Origin of the sequence: Streptosporangium sp. NPDC004379, assembly GCF_042873875.1 — a bacterium.
Classification (GTDB): Bacteria; Actinomycetota; Actinomycetes; order Streptosporangiales; family Streptosporangiaceae; genus Streptosporangium.
In genome coordinates, this window is sequence record NZ_JBIAMC010000007.1 from 47441 (window position 1) to 67336 (window position 19896).

Annotated in this window: 20 protein-coding genes; 6 read left to right on the plus strand and 14 right to left on the minus strand. The window is 74.2% G+C overall.

Annotated elements, in window-relative coordinates:
- Nucleotides 1-28: 28 nt before the first annotated feature.
- Nucleotides 29-1276 (minus strand): MFS transporter, encoded by a 1248-nt coding sequence (locus ACFYSC_RS16860; protein ID WP_362936876.1) that lies wholly within the window; start codon nucleotides 1274-1276, stop codon nucleotides 29-31.
- Nucleotides 1277-1334: 58 nt separating this feature from the next.
- Nucleotides 1335-1988 carry a pyridoxamine 5'-phosphate oxidase gene (pdxH, locus tag ACFYSC_RS16865; RefSeq protein ID WP_389961936.1) on the minus strand — a complete coding sequence of 218 codons (654 nt, stop codon included), beginning with the start codon at nucleotides 1986-1988 and terminating at the stop codon, nucleotides 1335-1337.
- A 170-nt stretch (nucleotides 1989-2158) separates the two neighbouring features.
- Between pdxH and ACFYSC_RS16870 the strand changes: the two genes are divergently transcribed.
- Nucleotides 2159-3265, plus strand: a complete 1107-nt coding sequence (locus tag ACFYSC_RS16870) for a citrate synthase 2 (protein ID WP_389961938.1) — start codon at nucleotides 2159-2161, stop codon at nucleotides 3263-3265.
- A gap of 170 nt (nucleotides 3266-3435) precedes the next feature.
- Nucleotides 3436-4545, plus strand: coding sequence for a phosphoserine transaminase (gene serC / locus ACFYSC_RS16875; protein WP_389961940.1), 1110 nt, complete (start codon nucleotides 3436-3438; stop codon nucleotides 4543-4545).
- 50 nt (nucleotides 4546-4595) lie between these two features.
- On the opposite strand, the gene ACFYSC_RS16880 is transcribed toward serC, so the two are convergent.
- Nucleotides 4596-5258 carry a response regulator gene (locus ACFYSC_RS16880; protein ID WP_389961942.1) on the minus strand — a complete coding sequence of 221 codons (663 nt, stop codon included), beginning with the start codon at nucleotides 5256-5258 and terminating at the stop codon, nucleotides 4596-4598.
- A complete protein-coding gene (locus ACFYSC_RS16885; protein ID WP_389961944.1) occupies nucleotides 5255-6382 on the minus strand; it encodes a sensor histidine kinase in 1128 nt (375 codons plus the stop codon). The genes ACFYSC_RS16880 and ACFYSC_RS16885 overlap by 4 nt, the downstream gene beginning before the upstream one ends.
- 211 nt (nucleotides 6383-6593) lie before the next feature.
- Here ACFYSC_RS16885 and ACFYSC_RS16890 point away from each other — a divergent pair, with 211 nt between their 5' ends.
- The gene (locus ACFYSC_RS16890; RefSeq protein ID WP_389961946.1) at nucleotides 6594-7001 is read left to right on the plus strand and encodes a DUF6223 family protein; all 408 of its coding nucleotides are present in this window, start codon (nucleotides 6594-6596) and stop codon (nucleotides 6999-7001) included.
- Nucleotides 7002-7133: 132 nt separating this feature from the next.
- Here ACFYSC_RS16890 and ACFYSC_RS16895 read toward each other — a convergent pair whose 3' ends face one another.
- From ACFYSC_RS16895 to ACFYSC_RS16935, 9 genes are all read right to left on the minus strand, one after another.
- On the minus strand, nucleotides 7134-7742 hold the full coding sequence (locus ACFYSC_RS16895; RefSeq protein ID WP_389961948.1) for a GntR family transcriptional regulator: 609 nt from the start codon (nucleotides 7740-7742) through the stop codon (nucleotides 7134-7136).
- Between the two features lie 189 nt (nucleotides 7743-7931).
- Complete coding sequence (locus ACFYSC_RS16900) at nucleotides 7932-8585, minus strand: rhomboid family intramembrane serine protease (RefSeq protein ID WP_362936900.1); 654 nt, start codon at nucleotides 8583-8585, stop codon at nucleotides 7932-7934.
- Nucleotides 8586-8913: 328 nt separating this feature from the next.
- Nucleotides 8914-9678, minus strand: coding sequence for a crotonase/enoyl-CoA hydratase family protein (locus tag ACFYSC_RS16905; protein WP_389961951.1), 765 nt, complete (start codon nucleotides 9676-9678; stop codon nucleotides 8914-8916).
- Nucleotides 9679-9703: 25 nt separating this feature from the next.
- Nucleotides 9704-10477, minus strand: a complete 774-nt coding sequence (locus ACFYSC_RS16910; protein WP_389961953.1) for an SDR family NAD(P)-dependent oxidoreductase — start codon at nucleotides 10475-10477, stop codon at nucleotides 9704-9706.
- A 37-nt stretch (nucleotides 10478-10514) separates the two neighbouring features.
- The gene (locus tag ACFYSC_RS16915; RefSeq protein WP_389961955.1) at nucleotides 10515-10862 is read right to left on the minus strand and encodes an STAS domain-containing protein; all 348 of its coding nucleotides are present in this window, start codon (nucleotides 10860-10862) and stop codon (nucleotides 10515-10517) included.
- A gap of 114 nt (nucleotides 10863-10976) precedes the next feature.
- On the minus strand, nucleotides 10977-11786 hold the full coding sequence (locus ACFYSC_RS16920; protein ID WP_389962746.1) for an energy-coupling factor ABC transporter ATP-binding protein: 810 nt from the start codon (nucleotides 11784-11786) through the stop codon (nucleotides 10977-10979).
- 86 nt (nucleotides 11787-11872) lie between these two features.
- Nucleotides 11873-12637, minus strand: a complete 765-nt coding sequence (cbiQ, locus tag ACFYSC_RS16925; RefSeq protein WP_362936912.1) for a cobalt ECF transporter T component CbiQ — start codon at nucleotides 12635-12637, stop codon at nucleotides 11873-11875.
- Nucleotides 12637-13674 (minus strand): energy-coupling factor ABC transporter permease, encoded by a 1038-nt coding sequence (locus ACFYSC_RS16930; protein ID WP_389961957.1) that lies wholly within the window; start codon nucleotides 13672-13674, stop codon nucleotides 12637-12639. The genes cbiQ and ACFYSC_RS16930 overlap by 1 nt, the downstream gene beginning before the upstream one ends.
- Before the next feature lie 70 nt (nucleotides 13675-13744).
- Nucleotides 13745-15580, minus strand: a complete 1836-nt coding sequence (locus ACFYSC_RS16935) for a glycosyltransferase family 2 protein (protein ID WP_389961959.1) — start codon at nucleotides 15578-15580, stop codon at nucleotides 13745-13747.
- A gap of 439 nt (nucleotides 15581-16019) precedes the next feature.
- Between ACFYSC_RS16935 and ACFYSC_RS16940 the strand changes: the two genes are divergently transcribed.
- On the plus strand, nucleotides 16020-16694 hold the full coding sequence (locus tag ACFYSC_RS16940; protein WP_389961961.1) for a hypothetical protein: 675 nt from the start codon (nucleotides 16020-16022) through the stop codon (nucleotides 16692-16694).
- 266 nt (nucleotides 16695-16960) lie between these two features.
- On the plus strand, nucleotides 16961-17707 hold the full coding sequence (locus tag ACFYSC_RS16945; protein WP_389961963.1) for a hypothetical protein: 747 nt from the start codon (nucleotides 16961-16963) through the stop codon (nucleotides 17705-17707).
- 33 nt (nucleotides 17708-17740) lie between these two features.
- On the opposite strand, the gene ACFYSC_RS16950 is transcribed toward ACFYSC_RS16945, so the two are convergent.
- Complete coding sequence (locus ACFYSC_RS16950; RefSeq protein ID WP_389961965.1) at nucleotides 17741-18172, minus strand: anti-sigma factor antagonist; 432 nt, start codon at nucleotides 18170-18172, stop codon at nucleotides 17741-17743.
- A 430-nt stretch (nucleotides 18173-18602) separates the two neighbouring features.
- On the opposite strand from ACFYSC_RS16950, the gene ACFYSC_RS16955 reads away from it, so the two are divergent.
- Complete coding sequence (locus ACFYSC_RS16955; RefSeq protein ID WP_389961967.1) at nucleotides 18603-19853, plus strand: glutamate--cysteine ligase; 1251 nt, start codon at nucleotides 18603-18605, stop codon at nucleotides 19851-19853.
- Nucleotides 19854-19896 lie beyond the last annotated feature (43 nt).

Genomic DNA, 19896 nt, shown 5'->3' on the forward strand with positions numbered 1-19896 from the left:
GGTGCTTCCCGGACGCCTCCCGGACCGGTCAGACCTCGCGTGTGCCCGCACGGTAACCCCTGAACGAGGGCACCGCCAGCCCCACCGCGAGTACGGCGAGCGCGCACGCGATCCCGCCGCCCACCCAGGCCCCGGTGGCGCCGAACCACGTGGCGGTGGCCCCGGCGCGCAGGTCCCCGAGGCGGGGCCCGCCGGCCACCACGACCATGAACACCCCCTGCATCCGCCCGCGCATGTCGTCGGGCGCGTGCGTCTGGAGGATCGTCTGCCGCCACACCGAGGAGACGAGGTCGGCGGCCCCGCCGAAGGCGAGCAGCGCGACCATCGCCCACAGCGCGCCCACCAGCCCGGACGCGGCGACGCTGAGCCCCCAGGCGGCGATCACGAAGGTGAGCGCCAGGCCCTGCCGCCGGACCCGGCCCACCCAGCCCGACATCAGCCCGCCGGCGACCGAGCCGATCGCCATGCTCGCCGACAGCCAGCCGAACGCGATCGGCGAGCCGCCGAACCGCTCGGCCACGATCTGGGGGAACAGCGCCCGGGGCAGGGCGAAGGCCATGGCGATGATGTCCACGACGAACGACATCATCACGATGGGATGGCCGGAGACGTAGCGCAGGCCGTCCAGGACGGACCGGAGGCCGGGGCGGGTCACCTCGCCGAGCGGCGCCAGGCCCGGCAGCCGCAGCGTGGCGTAGAAGCCGGCGGTGAACAGCACGGCGTCGGCCAGATAGGCGGCGGCGAGGCCGCCCCGGGCGAGCACGACCCCGGCGACCAGCGGGCCCACGACGCTGCCGACGCCTCCGGCGAGGTAGTTGAGCGTGTTGGCGGCCGGGACCATCTCCGGCGGGACGAGCCTGGGGATGATCGCGCCGCGGGTCGGGCCGGTGATGGCGAAGCCGGTGGCGTGCACGGCCGTGGTCGCCAGCAGCAGCCCGACGTTCGCGGTGCCGAGGACGGCCTGGGCCAGCAGGGCGAGCGTCGCGGCCCAGGCGATGACCGATCCGGTCAGCAGCAGCCTGCGCCGGTCCACGGCGTCGGCGACGGCGCCGCCCCACAGCCCGAAGACGATCAGGGGGATGAGGTTGGCCGGGCCGAGCATGCCGACCCAGAACGAGGAGGAGGTGATGTCGTAGATCTGGGCGCTGACCGCCACCGCGGTGAGCTGGAAACCGATGAACGACACGCCCTGCCCGGCCCAGAGCCGCCGGAAGGCCGGAACGGCGAGCGGACGGGTGTCCACCGCGAGCCGCCGCACCATGTCCCCGAACGCCACGATTCCCCCTCATCAAGGCTGATATATGCGGATACATCAGCAACGAGAGAGTAATGCGTCAGGGAGCCAGGCGTTCCACGACCCATCCGTCACCCGCGCGCCGGTACCGCAGGCGGTCGTGCATCCGGGAGACCTGGCCCTGCCAGAACTCCACCTCCACCGGCACGACCCGGAACCCGCCCCAGAAGTCGGGCACCGGCGGATCCTCCGGCCAGCGCGCGGCCAGCTCGGCGTAGCGGGCGTCGAGCTCCTGCCGCGAGCCCACCACGGCCGACTGCCGCGACGCCCAGGCGCCGATGCGCGAACCGTAGGGGCGGGAGCGGAAGTAGGCGGCCGACTCCTCGCGTGGCAGCCGCGTCACCGTGCCCTCCACCCGCACCTGGCGGCGGATGGGGTGCCAGGGGAACAGCAGGCCGGCCCTGGGGTTCTCCCGGAGGTCGCGGCCCTTGCGGGACTCGTAGTTGGTGTAGAAGACGAATCCCCGTTCGTCGTAGCCCTTCAGCAGCACGGTGCGGGCCGTCGGCAGCCCGCCCGCCGAGCAGGTGGCGAGGATCATGGCGTTGGGTTCGGGGAGCCCGGCGTCCAGGGCCTCACCGAACCAGACGGTGAACTGCGTCACAGGATCGGGCGCGAGATCCCCCTCCGACAGAGGGGCGCCCTCGTAGGTACGGCGAAGGCCCGCGAGCGACGGCGGGCGCGAGGTGGCATCCACGGTTCGGTATTCTCCCGTGGTTGACACCAAGAGCATGCGCGCGCCCCCTACCTGGGACGATCGCGTTCCGGCGGGTCCGGGGCCACACCACTGTCCCCCACAGGGTTGAATATGACCCGCCGGTATCTCGACATCAAGGCTTTGACTTCAAGAAAGGGAGGCGGCCGAGAATGTCCGACTTCAAACCCGGGCTCGAAGGCGTCGTAGCTTTCGAGACGGAGATCGCGGAACCGGACAAAGAAGGGGGCGCCCTTCGCTACCGGGGCGTCGACATCGAAGAGCTGGTCGGCCGCGTCTCCTTCGGACACGTGTGGGGCCTGCTGGTCGACAACGAGTTCCAGCCGGGCCTGCCCCCGGCCGAGCCGTACCCCATTCCTGTCCACTCCGGTGACATCCGCGTCGACGTGCAGAGCGCGCTGGCCATGCTGGCCCCCGCGTACGGCTTCAAGCCGCTGCTCGACATCGACGACGACGAGGCGCGCGACAACCTCGCGCGCGCCAGCGTGACCGCCCTCAGCTTCGTCGCCCAGTCGTCGCGCGGCCTCGGCCAGCCGATGGTCCCGCAGAAGCGGATCGACGAGTGCGAGAGCATCGTCGAGCGGTTCATGACCCGCTGGCGGGGCGAGCCCGACCCCGCCCACGTCAAGGCCATCGACGCCTACTGGGTTTCGGCGGCCGAGCACGGCATGAACGCCTCCACCTTCACCGCCCGCGTCATCGCCTCCACCGGCGCCGACGTCTCGGCGGCGCTGAGCGGCGCCGTCGGCGCCATGTCCGGTCCGCTGCACGGCGGCGCCCCGGCGCGCGTGCTGCACATGATCGAGGGTGTCGAGCAGGTCGGCGACGCCAAGAAGTACGTGCAGTCCGAGCTCGACAAGGGCCAGCGCCTCATGGGCTTCGGCCACCGCGTCTACCGCGCCGAGGACCCCCGCGCCCGCGTGCTGCGCCGTACGGCCAAGGAGCTGAACGCGCCGCGCTACGAGGTCGCCGCCGCGCTGGAGAAGGCCGCTCTGGAGGAGCTGCACGCCCGCAAGCCCGACCGGGTGCTCGCCACCAACGTCGAGTACTGGGCCGCGGTCATCCTCGACTTCGCCGAGGTCCCCTCGCACATGTTCACCTCCATGTTCACCTGCGCCCGCACCGCGGGCTGGGCCGCCCACATCCTGGAGCAGAAGCGCACGGGCAGGCTCGTCCGCCCCAGCGCCAAGTACGTGGGTCCCGCGCAGCGTTCGATCAACGACGTCCCCGGCGCCGCCGAGGTCGTCCGCTCCGTCTGAGCCGTCGCGGCCGGCTTTCCGGACCGGGCTCCCCCGCCCGGCCCCGCCGGCCCTCCCCCGCGGCCGCCGCGCGATCCCCTCGCGCGGCGGCCGTTCCGCTTGTCAGACACGAATGTCTCATCATGCGGACCTCGTACGAGTCACGCGGCATGGCTCAGTAGTCTTGCGGGGTGGCTGACATCGTGATTCCCACTGACATCAAGCCCGCCGACGGCCGCTTCGGCTGCGGGCCCTCGAAGGTGCGCCCCGAGCAGCTGTCCGCTCTGGCCGCCTCCGGATCGGCTCTGATGGGCACCTCCCATCGCCAGAAGCCGGTCAAGTCGCTCGTCGGGCGGGTGCGCGCGGGCCTCTCGGAGCTGTTCTCCCTGCCCGAGGGGTACCAGGTCGTCCTCGGCAACGGCGGCACCACCGCGTTCTGGGACATCGCCGCCTTCGGGCTCGTCCGGGACAGGTCGCAGCACCTGCACTTCGGCGAGTTCTCCTCCAAGTTCGCCGCCGTCACCGCCAGGGCCCCGTGGCTGGGCGACCCGACGGTGATCAAGTCGGACCCCGGCAGCCATCCGCAGGCCCGCGCCGAGGAGGGCGTGGACGTCTACGCCCTCACCCACAACGAGACCTCCACCGGCGTCGCCATGCCGATCCGGCGGGTCGGCGAGGACGGCTCGCTGGTCCTGGTGGACGCCACCTCCGGCGCCGGCGGCCTGCCCGTCGAGGCCGGCGAGTTCGACGTCTACTACTTCGCGCCGCAGAAGAGCTTCGCCTCCGACGGCGGCCTGTGGATCGCCCTGATGTCCCCGGCCGCGCTCGCGCGGGTCGAGGAGATCGCGGCGAGCGGCCGTTACGTGCCCGACTTCTACAGCCTGCCGACGGCGATCGACAACTCCGCCAAGGACCAGACCTACAACACCCCGGCGGTCGCCACGCTGTTCCTGCTCGCCGAGCAGATCGAGTGGATGAACGGCAACGGCGGCCTGGCCTGGACCACCGCCCGCTCGGCCGAGTCGGCCCGCCGCCTGTACACCTGGGCGGAGAAGACCTCCTACACCACCCCGTTCGCGGGTCCGGAGTTCCGCTCCAACGTGGTCGGGACCATCGACTTCGCCGACGGGGTGGACGCCGCGCAGGTGGCCAAGGTGCTGCGCGCCAACGGCATCGTCGACACCGAGCCGTACCGCAAGCTCGGCCGCAACCAGCTGCGCGTCGCGATGTTCCCGGCCATCGACCCCGACGACGTCGAGGCCCTGACCGTCTGCATCGACCACGTGGTCGAGCGTCTCTAGGTTCCGTTCCCGCGGCCCGGCCCCCGGCCGGGCCGCGACCGGGGAGGACCTCAGGAGCCGTTCGGGACCACCAGGCCGGACTCGTAGGCGAGGACCACGAGCTGGGCGCGGTCGCGGGCGCGGAGCTTGGTCATGGCGCGGTTGACGTGGGTCTTCGCGGTCATCGGGCTGATCACCATGTGACCGGCGATCTCGTCGTTCGACAGTCCCCGCGCGACCAGGGCGACGGCCTCGCGCTCGCGGTTGGTCAGTTCCCCCAGCGCCGCGGCGGCGCCGGTGCGGGGCGGCTGGGCGACGTACCGGTCGATCAGCCTGCGGGTGATCGACGGGGCGAGCAGCGCGTCGCCGCGCGCGGCGACGCGCACGGAGTGCAGGAAGTCCTCCGGCAGGACGTCCTTGACGAGGAACCCGGCCGCTCCGGCGCGCAGCGCCTCGAAGACGTGCTCGTCCAGGCCGTAGTTCGTCAGGATGACGACGTGCACCCCGGCCAGGGCCGGGTCCGCGGCGATGCGCCGGGTCGCCTCGATGCCGTCGAGGACCGGCATCCGCACGTCGACGAGCGCGATGTCGGGCAGGTGCTCCCTGGCCAGCTCCAGGCACTCGCTCCCGTCACCGGCCTCCGCCACCACCTCGATGTCGTCCTCCAGATCGAGGAGCGCGCGGAACCCGCTGCGGATGAGCGGCTGGTCGTCGGCCAGCAGGACACGGATCACGACGCCCCGTCCACGGGAAGCTCGGCCTGTACGGTGAACCCGCCTCCGGCGCGCGGCTCCGCGCGCAGGCGGCCGCCGAGGGCGGTGACCCGCTCGCGCATCCCGAGCAGCCCGACGCCGGGCGCCGGGGCGTCGTCCGGCGTGGCCGCGCCGTCGTCGTCGACCCGGATGACCAGGGCGCCGGGACGGTAGTCGATGCGGACCGACGCCGTCGCGGCGGCGGCGTGCCGGGCGACGTTGGTCAGCGACTCCTGGACGATCCGGTAGGCGGTCCGGTCCACCGCGGCCGGCACGTCGTGCCGGCGTCCCCCGACCGTCAGTCTCGCGTCCAGGCCGGTCGCGCGGGCGCGCTCCACCAGTTCCGGGACGTGGCCCAGCCCGTGCGGCGGGGTCCTGGCGTCGTCGCGCAGCACCTCCAGGGTCGCGCGCAGCTCCCGGGCCGCCTCGCGGCCGGCCTCCCGGATCGCCAGCAGGGCCTCCGGCACCTCTTCGCCCCGCCTGCGGGCCACGTGGACGGCGGCCTCCGCCTGCACCTTGATGACGGAGATCTGGTGGGTGAGCGAGTCGTGCAGCTCCCGCGCGATGTGCAGCCGCTCCTCGTCGGCGCGGCGCCGCGCGGCCTCCTCCCGGGTGCGCTCGGCCTCCTCCGCCCGCCGCTCGGCCTGCCGCAGCGCCTCTCCGGCGGCCCCGGCCGCGATCAGCCAGGCCAGCTCCAGGGCTCCCCGGGCCCGCGCGAACGCCTCACCCGTGTCGTGCATGCCCGAGACCAGGGCCGCCACGGGCAGCAGGCCCAGCATGGCCACGCTCGCCCCCACCGTGACGGCCCGGTGTCCCGCCCGCACGGCGGCGTACACCGCGAACAGGTACGGCACGGCGGGCACGTCGAAACCGGCCGCCTGGTAGCCCACCGCGCACAGCCCGGTGACGGCCAGGACGGGCACCGGGGCCCGCCGGCGCGCGGCCAGCGCCAGGCCGCCGACGGCCAGCAGCGCGTAGCCGAGCAGGTACGGACCCGTGGCGGGGTGCCGCCCGGACAGCCCCGTGACCAGCAGCACCGCCGCCATGCCGACGGCGATCGCCCAGTCCGTGGCGTCCGCCCGCGCCCCGGACCGTCCTGTGCTCATGCGCGCACCCTAACCCGAGGCCCGCGCGGGCGACTCCTCCGTGCGGATGACCGCCCGGCTACCGCGCCCGCGGTATCCCCACGTCGGCCGCGTCAGCCTCGGCGGCCGGCTGCCGCGGCGGCGGCAGCGCGGATCGTCCGCGTCCGGCGGACGACCGGCGGCGGGTCCGGCGGGCATGATCGGCGGCATCCGATCGCAGGAGGAGCACTTCATGTCGTCCGTCCGTCACCTGCTCGCCGCCGCCGGAACCGCCCTGACCGGAGGTTCCGAGCACGCCGCGTCAGTGTCCGCGCAGGTCCTGGCCCAGCCGGTCGGCGTCGGCTACTTCACCGCCGGGCGTATCTGGGCCCTGGTCGCCATGGCACCGGCGCTGGCGGGCGTGGTCGCCGGCGTGTCGGCCCTGCGCGCCGCCGACCGTACCGGCGCCGCGCGGAAGGCCGCCGCGGCCCTGGCGTCGGGGCCGGCCGGCATGGTCGTCGGCGGGCTGGTCGTGGTCAACTCCGAGGGCGGTCCCGGCACCGGCGGCGGGATCGTCGGGGGTTACCTGGCCCTGGCGCTGGGGGCGGCCGCCGTGATCATCGGCTGGCGGGCCCTGGCCCACTCCCGCCGCACCGCCTGACCGGCCCGGAGACCGCGCCGCGTGACCGAACCGGTCAGGTCGCGCCGCGTGACCGAGCCGGAGGCCGCGCCGCGTGACCGAGCCGGAGGCCGCGCCGCGTGACCGGGCGGGAAGCCGTGCCGTACGGCCGGCTCAGAACTCGTCGGCGCCGGTGACCTGGGCGATCGGGAAGACGTGGCGGGAGGCCGCGCAGACGGTCTCCAGGACGTGCACCGGCGTGCCGTCGTCGCCGTAGGCGGCGCGCACGATCCGCACCACCCACTCCCCCGGGTCGAGCCGGAGCGCGGCGGTCTCGGCGCCGGTGGCCGGCAGGGCGACGAGATACTCCTCGGCGTGACCGAAGCGGTGCCCGAGCGCCTCGATCCCGGCCTGCAGGGTCGGCGTGACGAAGCCGGGCGCGCAGATCGGGGTGCCGCCGAAGACGTCGAGGCGGAAGAAGCTCGTGGCGATCCGCACCGGCACGTCGTCCGCCAGCAGCAGCTTGCGGCGCGCCAGGACCTCCGTGCCGGGCTCGACGCGCAGGGCCTCGGCGATGTGCCCGGCGGCCGGTTCCGGGCCGACGTGGAGCATCTGACGACCCGGACGGACGCCCTGGGCGCCCGCCTCGGTCATGAAGAGCGACGCCGAGCCGCGCACCGCGGGCTCGGTGGGCAGCGCGCGCCTCACCAGCACGCCGCGGGACGCCGTACGGCGTCCTCCGGGGGCGTCCGCGGCGCGGTCGTCGGGTGTGGTGTCGTCCACGGATGCTCCGCTCCCCCGGGGCCGGCGTTCGTCCGGACCACTCTAGCCAGGCGCCCCGTCCGGACACCCCGGCCGGCCCCGCCGGGCGGCCGCCGTACGGTCCCCGCTCCCGTCCGGACACCCCGTCCGGGCATCCTCCGTCCGGCGCCCGCCGTATGGTCCCGGCTCCCGTGCCGCGCGCGGGGCGTCTCAGTAGGCGGGCAGGGCGCGGCGCCTGCGGCGCAGGACCCCCGCCGCCACGATCCCGCCGAGCAGCCCGAACAGGTGCCCCTGCCAGGAGATGCCCGCCTGGCCGGGCAGCACGCCCCAGATGATCGAGTAGTACGCCACCGCCACGCCGATGCCGATCACGATGTCCAGGGCGCGGCGGTCGAACAGGCCCCGGGCCAGGACGAAGCCGAAGTAGCCGAACACCAGCCCGCTCGCGCCGACCGTGACGTACGTCGGCGGGCTGGTGAACCACACGCCCAGGCCGCTGATCACGATGATGATCAGGCTGGCGGCCAGGAAGCGGCCGATGCCGCGCAGCGCGGCGAGGAAGCCGAGGATCAGCAGGGGCAGCGAGTTGGCCATCAGGTGGCCGAAGCCCGCGTGCAGGAACGGGGCCAGGAGGATGCCCGACAGTCCCTCCGGGTTCCAGGAGCGGATGCCGTAGGCGTCGAAGTCGGCGGGCAGCACGTAGTCGGCGATCTCGCTCGCCCACATGACCGCGACGAGGAGGATGTTGACCACCGCCGCGCCCGCGGCGCTCGCGGCCAGGTCACCGGCCCGGCGGCGGAACCGGGCGGTGGAGGACGGGTTGGACGGGCCGGTCGGGCGGACCCCGGTCGGGTGGTCGTTCATGCACTCTCCTGGCCGTCGGAGCCTCGCGTGGACATCACGTGCCCCCGCCCGGGTTGTCCACACCTTTACGGTATGCACTTCACGGCGGAAATGCGCTCATCTTCGGGACCCGTTTCCCGGCGGCGGAAGCGCCGGCGGGAAACGGGTCCGGGACGGCCCGAGAGCGCGCCGCCGGGAGACGGCCCGGGACGACCGGGCCGCAGGCCCCGGACGGCCCGAGCGCGCCCCGGGACGGCCCTGGCAGGAGGCCCCGGACGGCCGGGGAAGAGCCCCGGGGACCGGGAGACGGCGGGCCCCGGAACGGCCGGGAGGCGTGCGGCGCGGAGCGCTACTCGCCCCGCCACCGGGGGGCGCGCTTCTCCGCGAAGGCCGCCGCGCCCTCCATGGCGTCCTTGGAGCCGAACACCGGGTTGATGATCTCCTGCTGCCGCGCGAACATCTCCTCGGTGCTCCAGTCGGCCGACTCGACGATCACCCGCTTGGTCGCGGCCAGCGCCAGCGGGGCGTTCGCCGCGATCCGCCGGGCCAGCTCGACCGCCCTGGCCAGCGCCTCACCCGCGGGCGTGACGTGGTTGACCAGGCCGGCCTCCCGCAGCCGGGAGGCCGGGAAGTGGTCGCCGGTGAGGGCGATCTCCATCGCGAGGTGGTACGGGATGCGCCGCGGCAGCCGCATGACCCCTCCGGCCCCGGCGACCAGGCCGCGCCTGGGCTCCGGCAGCCCGAACTTCGCCTCCTCGGAGGCGATGACGATGTCGCAGGCCAGCGCCAGCTCGAACCCGCCGGCCAGGGCGTAGCCCTCGACCGCGGCGATGATCGGCTTCTTCGGGGGAGCCTCCACGAGACCGCCGAACCCCCGGCCCTCCACGACCGGGAAGTCACCGGTCAGGAAGCCCTTGAGGTCCATGCCGGCGCAGAACGTGCCGCCGGCGCCGGTCAGGACGTAGGCGGCGACGTCCTTGCGTTCCTCCAGCTCGTCCAGGGCCGCGGCGACGCCCCGGGCCACCGCGCCGTTGACGGCGTTCCTGGCCTGGGGGCGGTTGATCGTGATGACGGCGACGCCGTCCTCGACGTCGACCAGAACCTCGTCAGACACCGGTCACTCCTCCCTGGGCTGGAAACTACTTGGGCTGGAAGCGGATGCCGCCGTCGAAGCGGACGACCTCGGCGTTCATGTAGTCGTTCTCGATCAGCGCGCGTACCAGGTGGGCGAACTCCGAGGGCCGGCCCATCCGCTTGGGGAAGACCACCGGCGCCACCAGCTTGGCCTTGAACTCCTCGGCGTTGCCCGAGAAGCCGTAGATGGGGGTGTCGATGATGCCGGGGCAGATCGTGTTGACGCGGACGCCGATGGCGGCCAGGTCGCGCGCGGCCGGGACCGTCATGCCGACGATGCCGCCCTTGGACGCCGAGTAGGCCACCTGGCCGGTCTGGCCCTCCAGCGCCGCCACCGAGGCGGTGTTGATCACCACGCCGCGCTGGCCGTCCTCGTCGGCGGGCTCGGTCTTGGCGATGGCCGCCGCGCCGATGCGCATGAGGTTGAAGGTGCCGATCAGGTTGACGTCGATGACCTTGCGGTAGGAGGCCAGGTCGTGCGGGGAGCCGTCGCGGTTGACCGTACGGGTGGCCCAGCCGATGCCGGCGCTGTTCACCACGACGCGCAACGGCTTGCCCGTCGCCACGGCGGCGTCCACCGCGGCCTGCACCTGCTCCTCGTCGGACACGTCGGTCTTGACGAACAGGCCGCCGAGCTCGTCGGCGATGGCCTTGCCGCGCTCCTCGTTGAGGTCGGCGATGACGACGGTGGCGCCGTGCGCGGCGAGCTCGCGGGCCGTGGCCTCGCCGAGACCGCTGGCTCCGCCCGAGATGATTGCTGCTGCTCCGTTCAGGTCCATGAGCGGACTTTAACGCGGGGACCGAATGAAGTTCTACTCAGGGTGGCCAAATCTCCCCCACGGCGCCGTCCACGTCGGGGTAGACCTTGATGCGCCGGTCGAGGCCGGTGGTGCGCAGGATCCGCGCCACCGGGGTCTGCGGCGAGGCCAGGCGGACCCCGCCGCTCTGGGCCGTGGTCAGCCGCCAGGCCTCGATCAGCACGGACAGGCCGCTGGAGTCCATGAACGACAGGTCGGTGAGGTCGAGGACGAGCCGTGGGCCGTCGAGCTTGATGGCGTCGCGGATCTCGTCCCTCAGGAAGGGAGCGGTGAACAGGTCGAGCTCTCCCTCGACGGCCACCACCACGGCGTCACCAACGGGACGGCGAGCCAACCGCAGCTTCATCACTCCTCCTCGGGACCCGTGAGGCAGCCCCCACTTTACTTCGGCATCACCGCCTGTGAGGTCCCACGACCGTGCGGATCATCCCGCTGGCTCAGGAGTTTTCCCTACAATCCATCACATATCACCGGCGCCGCCCGCACGTTCCATGCCGGCGCCGTCCGGGATCGCGAAGCCGTACGGCAGCTCCAGGCGGTGGGCGGCGAGCAGATCCGGGTCGGCGAGGAGCTCCCGCGTCGGCCCGTCGGCGACGATCACGCCCCCGGAGAGGATGAGCGAGCGCTCGCACAGCTCCAGCGCGTACGGCAGGTCGTGCGTGACCATCAGCACGGTCACGTCCAGGCTCCGCAGGATCTCGGCCAGCTCGCGGCGGGAGGCCGGGTCGAGGTTCGACGACGGCTCGTCCAGCACCAGGATCTCCGGCTCCATGGCCAGCACGGTCGCCACCGCGACCCGGCGTCGCTGGCCGAAGGACAGGTGGTGCGGCGGCCGGTCGGCGGCGTGCAGCATGCCCACGCGCTCCAGCGCGGTGACGACCCGGCGCTCCAGCTCGTCGCCCCGGACGCCCATGTTGGCCGGGCCGAAGGCGACGTCCTCGCGGACGGTCGGCATGAAGAGCTGGTCGTCGGGGTCCTGGAAGACCAGCCCGACCCGCCTGCGGATCTCCTTGAGCGAGTCTCCCCCCACCGGCAGCCCGGCCACGGTCACCGTGCCGTGGCCGGCGGTCAGGATGCCGTTGAGGTGCATCACCAGCGTGGTCTTGCCCGCGCCGTTCGGGCCGAGCAGCGCCGCCCGCTCCCCCCGCTCCAGGCGGAGGTCGACGCCGAACAGCGCCTGCGTGCCGTCCGGGTAGGCGTACGCCAGCCGGCTCACCTCCAGCGACGGCACGGCGCCCGTGCCCGTCTCCGCGCCCGCGCCCGTGCCCATGCCCGTCTCCGCGTCGGCGCCCGTACCCACGCCCATGCCCGTCTCCGCGCCCGCGTCGGCGCCCGTACCCGCGCCCGTCCCAGCGCTCACGCCAGCCCCCAGACTCCCAGCAGCGCCGCGAGCGCCACGCCAGGCAACATACCGGCGGCCAGCCACTGCCGCGACGAGGCGGACGCGTCGGCGAGCACCGGCATCGACCCGGTGTAGCCGCGGCTGAGCATCGCCAGGTGCACCCGCTCGCCCCGCTCGTAGGACCGGATGAACAGCGCGCCCGCCGACCTGGCGATCACCGGGATGTGCCGGACGTCCCGCGCGGCGAACCCCCGCGACTCCCTGGCCACCCGCATGCGCCGCATCTCGGCGAGGATCACGTCCAGGTAGCGGAGCATGAACATGGCGATCTGCACCAGCAGCTGCGGCAGCCTGAGCCGCTGCGCGCCCAGCAGGATCATCCGCGGGTCGGTGGTGGCCGCGAGCAGGACGCTCGCCAGCACCCCCAGGGTGGCCTTGACCAGGATGTTCCACGCCGCCCACAGGCCGGCCACGCTGAGCGACAGCCCGAGGAACGGCGTCCGCCCGCCGGACCCGACGAACGGCAGGGCCACGGCGAACACCACGAACGGCACCTCGACCGCCATCCGCCGCAGCAGGAAGCCCGGCGGGACCCGCGCGATCACCGCCACGGCCGCCAGCAGCGCGCCGTAACAGGCGAACAGGCCGAACCACTCGCGCGGGGTGGCGACCACCACCAGCGCGAAGCACACCACCGCCGCCAGCTTGCACTGCGGCGGCAGCCGGTGGACGGGTGAGTCTCCCGGCAGGTGGAGGCGGTGGTGGTGCCCGGCGCCCATCAGGCCGCCGCCCCCTCCCGCGTACGGCGCCGCACGGCGGTGAACAGCCCGCCGCCGACCGCCAGCGTCACCCCGGCGCCGAGCAGGCCCGCCACCCCGACCGGGAGGCCGCCCCGCTCGCCGTAGTCGGCCAGCGGCTGGTCGCCCAGCGCGTGGTCGGTGGCGCGGCCGGCGAAGCCCTTGTCCTCGGCGACCCGCTCCAGGCCGTCGGGCGAGGCGGAGGCGTAGAAGCTGAGGCCGCCGGCCAGCACCGCGGTCAGCGCGATGGCGGCCGGGGCGAACCAGCCGAGACGCCGGCGCGGGGCGATCGTCGTGTTCCCCGGGTTCCCGGGGTTCCCCGGGAACCCGGTCTCGACCTCCTGGCCGCCGGGGCCGCGCAGGACCAGCGGGGCGGCCAGGCCGCGCGCGCCGTACACCAGGTCGGGGCGGACGGCCAGGACGGTGCTGACGGTGACCGCGGTGATCAGGCCCTCGCCGATGCCGATGAGCGTGTGCACGCCGCCCATGGCCGCGGCGACCGTGCCGACCGCGACGGGCGCGGTGCCGCCAAGCCAGAACAGCAGGGTGAACGCCAGCGCCGTGACGGGCACCGAGAGCAGCGCGGCGGCGAAGGAGGCGGCGACGACCGCCCCGCGGCCGCGCGCGACCCGGGTGACGAGCCGGAAGACGCCCCAGGCCACGAGGACCGAGACGATGCCCATGAGCGTGATGTTGACGCCCAGCGCGGTCAGGCCGCCGTCCGCGAAGAAGAAGCCCTGCACCAGGAGCACGACGGCTATGCACAGCACCGCCGTGTACGGTCCCACGAGGATCGCGGCGAGCGCGCCGCCGAGGAGGTGGCCGCTGGTGCCCGCCGCCACCGGGAAGTTCAGCATCTGGACGGCGAAGACGAAGGCGGCGACCAGGCCCGCCATCGGGGCCGTCCGGTCGTCGAGCTCGCGGCGGGCGCCGCGCAGCGCCACCGCCACCCCCGCCGCGGCGACGACGCCGGCCGACAGTGATACGGCCGGGGTGAAGAATCCATCGGGTACGTGCACGGCGAACCTCCCAAGTGCGGCATCGCCCCCATACTTTAGGCCATTGACTTGTAGTTGCAATTAAGTGGCATTAACGGAGCAGTCTCCGGACGAACGTCCCGGGGGTGAGGGTCCGCACCGCCGTGCTCAGCCGCCCCTTGCCCGCCGTCGCGTAGGGGCGGACGTTCCGCCGGACCAGGCCGCGCCACCAGGTGCGCGGCGGCGCGATCGCCTCCGCCGACGCCTCGATCCGGAAGAGTGCGGGCGGGCCGCCGAGATCGAGCTCCAGGTAGGCGTCCCAGGTGCCGGGCCCGAGCCGGCTCGCCGCCTGCCGTACCGCGAACGCGCCGCCCTCCCCGGCGACGACCGGCTCGCGGCGCTCCCGGCCCGAGCACCGCTCCCGCCAGACCAGGTGCCGTACGGCGCGCGCCGCCGGCCGGGCCGCGCCCACCGTGACCTCCCCGTCGATCGCCAGCCGGTGGCCGAACATCCAGCGGGTCCGCGTCAGGCGCACGTTGCCCGGGACGCTGACCACGTGGCCGCCGACGTCGACGCTGAGGTTGCCGTGCGGCCGGGTGAAGTACGGCAGCGCCACGACACCGCCCGTCACCCGGGGCGTGGGCGGGACGACCAGCCCGGCGCGGTCGGAGCCCAGCCGGGCCAGCCGGGCGACCCCCTCGCACTCGATCCGCACGTGGACGTCCCAGACGCCGGAGGACAGCGCCGCGACGTCGATCGGCCCGACGAAACCCTCGGGCCCGCCGGTGACCGGGACCACGACGTCGCGGGGCCGCTCCGGGCCCTCGTGACGCCGCCGCAGGACCAGCGCGAGGCCGCCCACCTCCGGCTCCGGGCCGTCGCCCCCGACCGGCGCGCCGAACGCCACACGGCCGGAGACGGCCAGCCGCCCCTCGGCGTCCCAGCGCAGGCCGGTGAGCTCACGCCGGATCGCGGCCGACTCGACGTGCGCCAGCCGGACGAGGCGGTCGATGTCCCGGAGCGCGGCGAGCCGGCTGCGGTCGATGGCCCGCAGCCGGTCGCGGACCCCGTCGGTCAGCCAGCGGTCGCACAGGTCGGCCACCTCGGCGGCGATCTCCTCCCGCTGGGCGGGGCCCGCCTCCAGGAACGGCCTGCCCAGACTGCCGAAGGCGTCCATCCGGAAGTGCCGCCGCAGCAGGTGGTCGCGGAGCGCCCCCGGCCGGACGTGGGAGGTCATCACCTCGATCGGCTTCCTGATCATCCGCAGCCAGGCGACCGGGTCGCGGCTGCCCGGCCGCTGCATGATGCTGCTGCCGTCGGGCCGGTCGACCAGGTGGTAGCAGTCGTAGTCGGCGACCACCGAGATCACCTCGGCGTGGCAGTAGGCGTGGGTGGTGAAGACCACGTCCTCGCCCACCAGCAGGCTCTCGTCGAAGCGGATCGCGTGGCGTTCCAGCATCTCCCGGCGGAACAGCTTGAAGCAGCTCAGGCTGTTGTAGACCGCGCTGTCGCCGAGCGGCACCCGGTCGGCGTTCTCGTGGAACATCGAGACCGGCGCGCGCCGGCCGTGCCCGACGATCTTCCCGAGGACGATGTCGGAGCCGTTGCGGTCGGCCATGGCGAGCATCCGCTCCAGCGCCTCCGGGCCGAGGTGGTCGTCGGCGTCGCAGAAGAACACGTATCTGCCGCGGGCGTGGGAGAGCCCGACGTTGCGGGGACGGCCCGCGCCGCCGGAGTGCCCCTGCCGGAGGACCCGCACCACTCCGGGATGGCACGCGGCGTAGAGGTCGAGCAGTTCGGCGCCGCCGTCGGTGGAGCCGTCGTCCACCACGACGATCTCCCGGGAGACCCGCTGGACCAGGATGGACGTCAGGCACCGGTCGAGGTAGGGACGGCAGTTGTGGACCGGCACGACGACGCTGACGTCGATGTCGCGCAGCACGTCCACGCGGGGCGGGGCCCCCGCGCGGGCCGCCCCCCGGCGCCCGGCCCTTCCCGCGGGGCCCGCTCCCGTCGTCTCCCCGGCCTCCCCGCCATGGCCGGTCCGGACTCGCTGAAGGATCGTCCCCGTCACCGCCGCGCCCCTCGTCGGTTACTTTCCGCTTTCTTGGCGTTACAGTATGCGTCGTGGAACCCTCCGCCCGTGGCGGATCCGCGGTGTTGGTCCGCCGGTCTTCGGGCCGCCGCGCCATCGGAGGCGGAGAACACCCGGTTCGTACGGTTCGCCGCCGCACCGGCGTCCGGCGGGCGGGTCCGCGGGGACCACCGTGGTGATCGTGTCAAGGACGCCGGACCGTTCCGGGCCGGGACCCGGGGCCGGCGGCCTGTATGCATTCATGATCACGACATGAGTTTGCCTTGCCGCCCCACCAGCCAATCTCCACGACATGAACGTGACACCGAACACCCACGGCATGACCGGAACACACGTCCACGACGCGACCGGGGCGCCGGACGGCGACCGGCGCCCGGAGGGCCGCCCCGCCGTCTCCGCCCGCGCGCTCGTCCTGACGGCCTGCGCGATGTCGCCCGCGCTCTGCCTCCCCCTCCCCGCCTCGGCCGCCGCGCCGGTCGCCGGTCCGGCGGCCGCCTCCGCCCCGGCCGTCGCGGTCCCGGCCGCCGGGCCGCAGGGGCCCGCCGACGGGAGCGCGCCCCTGCGCTTCCGGCTACGGTCGACGGCGAACTCCAGCCAGGTCAACGGCGGGGCCCGGGAGTTCAGCATCGGGGTGGACGTGCAGAGCCTCAACAAGGGACCCGTGACGCTCGTCGGGATCGGCCGCAGCGGCCCGGGGCTGCGGCTGATGTCCGCCGACGACACCCCCCAGACAGTCCAGCCGAAGGAGCGGGTGAGCTACGAGCTGCGCTACCGGGTGACCGACTGCGACGCCGTGCCGCGGAAGGACTGGCCCGTCCCGGTCCGCGTCAGGCAGGGCGCGAGCCGGCGGGTCGTCGAGGTCCCGCTGGCCGGGTTCGACCGGGACGCCATGGAGGGCGGCGAGGGATCCTCGGCGACCGTCCCCTGGCAGGCGGCCATGGCCGGGGAGGTGTGCCGGATCTTCTGACGGCCTCCCGTACGGACGTCCCGACGGCGCCCGGCGTCTCCCGTACGGACGTCCCGACGGCGCCCGGCGTCTCCCGGAGACGTCGAGGGACGGCTCCGGCCGGGTAAAACGTTCCGCGGTTCGATGCGGAACGGCGTCCTCCGCCGGGCGGCCCGGAGTACCTTCGGGGTGCTCCGGGCCTTCCCGAAGCCGGCGCCGTACGGCCAGGCGGCCCCGTTCCGCGTCCCCTCCCGCCAGGGCGGAGAGGCTCCGCGTGGAGGTGATCGATGACAGTCGTCGCGGCGGTGCTGCTCGCGACCGGCCTGGCGGTCTCCGGCTGCGAGGCCGGCGGCGCCGTGGTGCCGGGAGGACTCACCGGGCCCGTGCCGCCCGGCGGTCCGGGCGGCCCCGGGGGCTCCGAGCGGCACGAGACCGTCTCCTACGACGTCGCCGGCCCGCTGACCGGCCTGAGGGTCGCGACCGCCGGGACCATCGAGGTGACGGAGACGTCCCGCCCCGGGGCCCACGTCACCGAGATCCTGCGGTGGACGGACCGCAGGCCCGTCACCCGGCATCCCGTGCTGGACGGCACGCTGACGCTCGACTACACGTGCCCGCCGGTGTCCGACGGGATCGGCCGGACGTGCGTCGTGGACTACCGGGTGGAGATCCCGCGCGGCCTGCGGGTCAAGGCCGACAGCGGGGCCGGGCGGATCGGGCTGCACGGCCTGTCGGGCCCGGTGGAGGCGAGCTCGGGGGCCGGTGACGTCGTGGCCGACGGCCTGACGGGCCGGCAGGTGGCCGCCGCGGCCGGGGCCGGCGCCGTACGGCTGGGGTTCGCCGGCCCGCCCGACGCGGTGGACGTGCGGACCGGCACCGGCGACGGCGTGGTACGGCTGCCGCCCGGGACCTACCGGGTCGTCACCGGCACCGCCACGGGGCTCACCCGGGTCGCCGTCGCCGACGACCCGGCCTCGCCGCGGCTGGTCCGGGTCCTCACCGGCACGGGGAACATCGACGTCTCCCCCGCGTGACCCGGCTCGTCCCCGCTGCCGGCGGATGGCGCCTCAGCCTTCGGATGACCCTCCGGGGACGGTGACCGCCCTCCCGGGCCTCCCGGGCCCTCCGGGAGCGGTGACCGCGCGGAAGGCGTCGACGAAGGTCGGATGGATGTCGAAGACGTTGTGCAGCCCCGTGGCCAGCAGCAGCCGCTCCAGGCTTCCGTGGACGCCGCTGAGCGCCAGCCGCAGCCCCTGGTCCTCGCTGCGGTGCAGCGCCAGGACCAGCTCGCTCATCCCCACCGAGTCGCAGAAGGAGACCTCCGCCAGATCCACGACCAGCGCCGGGGCGGCGGGCCGCTCCGTGGCCTCCCGCAGCCGGTCGCGCAGCACCGGCGCCGAGCCCAGGTCGAGCTCCCCGCGGGCGCGGAGGATGACCACTCCGTCACGCGTCTGGGACGAGATGGTGAGCGCCGTGGCGCTTTGCGGCTGGGACGCCATGATCATTTCCTCATATCCGTATTCCGTGATCCGCAACAGGTGACGGGCACGTCCGCCGCCGGACGCGGCGGAACACGGGGATGTCACCCTCGTGACCGGCCGGATCGCTGGACGAACGCCGAAAAAAACGGTGTTATCCGCTCGTGGACCCCCTCATCCGCACGCGATGGCCGACCGTCGCCGGCGACCGGTCCCGCTCCACACCGGATCACGCCGGAGTGGAGGCAACCACGCCTCCCTACCCGATCACCGTCCTGTCACACCGGTTCCGGGAGACGTCAGCCTTTCAGTTGTCTCCCAATGGCATCCCCAAAATCAGGAGAAAGACCCCAAAAGCACCCATAAATCCTGTTTTAGGGATGGATGTCCGGGCAGACGTGCCTCGCCCGGGGCCTCCCAGGCAGGTCCGAAGAAGGAGCCCCGATCCGCCGTGCCCGATCGCCACGACCCGCAGCAGGAATCCCCGTTCACGGCCACGCGGGAGCCGGGCACGCCGACGGCCACCGTCCCCGGGAGGGCCGCCGCCTCCGAGCTCACCCTGGGCATCGAGGAGGAGCTTCTGCTGGTCGATCCGCGGACCGGCCTGGCGCTGCCCCTCGCGGAGGAGGTGCTCGGACGCGTGGCCGGCCCGGCCCGCGGCCGGATCGTGCCGGAGCTGACCCGGATGCAGATCGAGGTCAACAGCGGCGTCCACACCGGGCTGCGCGACCTCGCGGACGACCTGCTGCGGCTGCGCGGCGCCGCGGCCGAGGCCGCCGCGGGGGCCGGAGCCGCTCCGGCCGCGTGCGGCACGTGCCTGGCGGGGGACGGCGGCATGCCGCCGCTGACGGACTCCCCCCGCTACCACCGCATCCACGGGCACTACCGGGCGCTGCTGCGGGGCCAGGTGGTGTGCGGCTGCCACGTGCACGTCGGCATCCCCGACCGGGAGGAGGCCGTCCAGGTCATGAACCACGCGCGGCCCTGGCTGCCGACCCTCCTGGCCCTGTCCGCCAACTCCCCCGTCTGCGACGGCGTCGACACCGGGTACGCGAGCTGGCGGGCCACGCTGTGGTCCCGGTGGCCGAGCGTCGGGCCGCCGCCCGTCTTCGAGTCCGCCGCGCACTACGACGCCCTCGTCGAGACCCTGTGCGAGAGCGGGACCATCCTGGACCGCGGGATGCTCCACTGGCTGATCAGGCCCTCCCACCACCTGCCGACCCTGGAGTTCCGCACCGCCGACACCTGCGCCACCGTGGAGGAGGCCACGGTGCTGGCCGGGCTGGTCCGCGGGCTGGTCGCCGCCCTCCTCGCCGACGTGCGGCGCGGCGTCCCGCCGCCCCCGGTCGACCAGACGCCGCTGCTCGCCGCGTACTGGCGGGCGGCCCGCGACGGCATCGAGGGCGACGGGGTGGAGCTCCCCTCCGGCCGCCGGGCGCCTGCCTGGGAGCAGGCCGGCCGGCTGCTGGACCGCGCCCGCCCCGGCCTGGAGGAGAGCGGCGACCTCGGCCTGGTGGCGACCGGGCTGGATCGGATCCGGCGCCTCGGCTCCGGCGCGGCCCGCCAGCGCGCCGCCTACCACCGCCGCCGGCGGGTGACCGACGTGGCCGAACTGGTCGTCCGGCAGACCCTGGCCGTCCCCGGTTTCCTCACCGGCCTTCCCCCGCGGCCGCGCCCGGCCGCCGCCGACCTCCCCTTCTGACGGCGGGCGCGGGGGCGGAGGGGGCCGTTCACGGCGGCGGGGG

What these genes read in the sequence shown, in the direction of transcription:
- ACFYSC_RS16870 (WP_389961938.1), top strand. Translation starts at nt 2,159, where the DNA reads ATGTCCGACTTCAAACCCGGGCTCGAAGGCGTCGTAGCTTTCGAGACG.
- ACFYSC_RS16885 (WP_389961944.1), bottom strand. Translation starts at nt 6,382, where the DNA reads ATGAGCACAGGACGGTCCGGGGCGCGGGCGGACGCCACGGACTGGGCG.
- ACFYSC_RS16890 (WP_389961946.1), top strand. Translation starts at nt 6,594, where the DNA reads ATGTCGTCCGTCCGTCACCTGCTCGCCGCCGCCGGAACCGCCCTGACC.
- ACFYSC_RS16900 (WP_362936900.1), bottom strand. Translation starts at nt 8,585, where the DNA reads ATGAACGACCACCCGACCGGGGTCCGCCCGACCGGCCCGTCCAACCCG.
- ACFYSC_RS16910 (WP_389961953.1), bottom strand. Translation starts at nt 10,477, where the DNA reads ATGGACCTGAACGGAGCAGCAGCAATCATCTCGGGCGGAGCCAGCGGT.
- ACFYSC_RS16915 (WP_389961955.1), bottom strand. Translation starts at nt 10,862, where the DNA reads ATGAAGCTGCGGTTGGCTCGCCGTCCCGTTGGTGACGCCGTGGTGGTG.
- ACFYSC_RS16920 (WP_389962746.1), bottom strand. Translation starts at nt 11,786, where the DNA reads ATGGGCACGGGCGCGGGCGCGGAGACGGGCACGGGCGCCGTGCCGTCG.
- cbiQ (WP_362936912.1), bottom strand. Translation starts at nt 12,637, where the DNA reads ATGGGCGCCGGGCACCACCACCGCCTCCACCTGCCGGGAGACTCACCC.
- ACFYSC_RS16940 (WP_389961961.1), top strand. Translation starts at nt 16,020, where the DNA reads ATGAACGTGACACCGAACACCCACGGCATGACCGGAACACACGTCCAC.
- ACFYSC_RS16945 (WP_389961963.1), top strand. Translation starts at nt 16,961, where the DNA reads ATGACAGTCGTCGCGGCGGTGCTGCTCGCGACCGGCCTGGCGGTCTCC.
- ACFYSC_RS16950 (WP_389961965.1), bottom strand. Translation starts at nt 18,172, where the DNA reads ATGGCGTCCCAGCCGCAAAGCGCCACGGCGCTCACCATCTCGTCCCAG.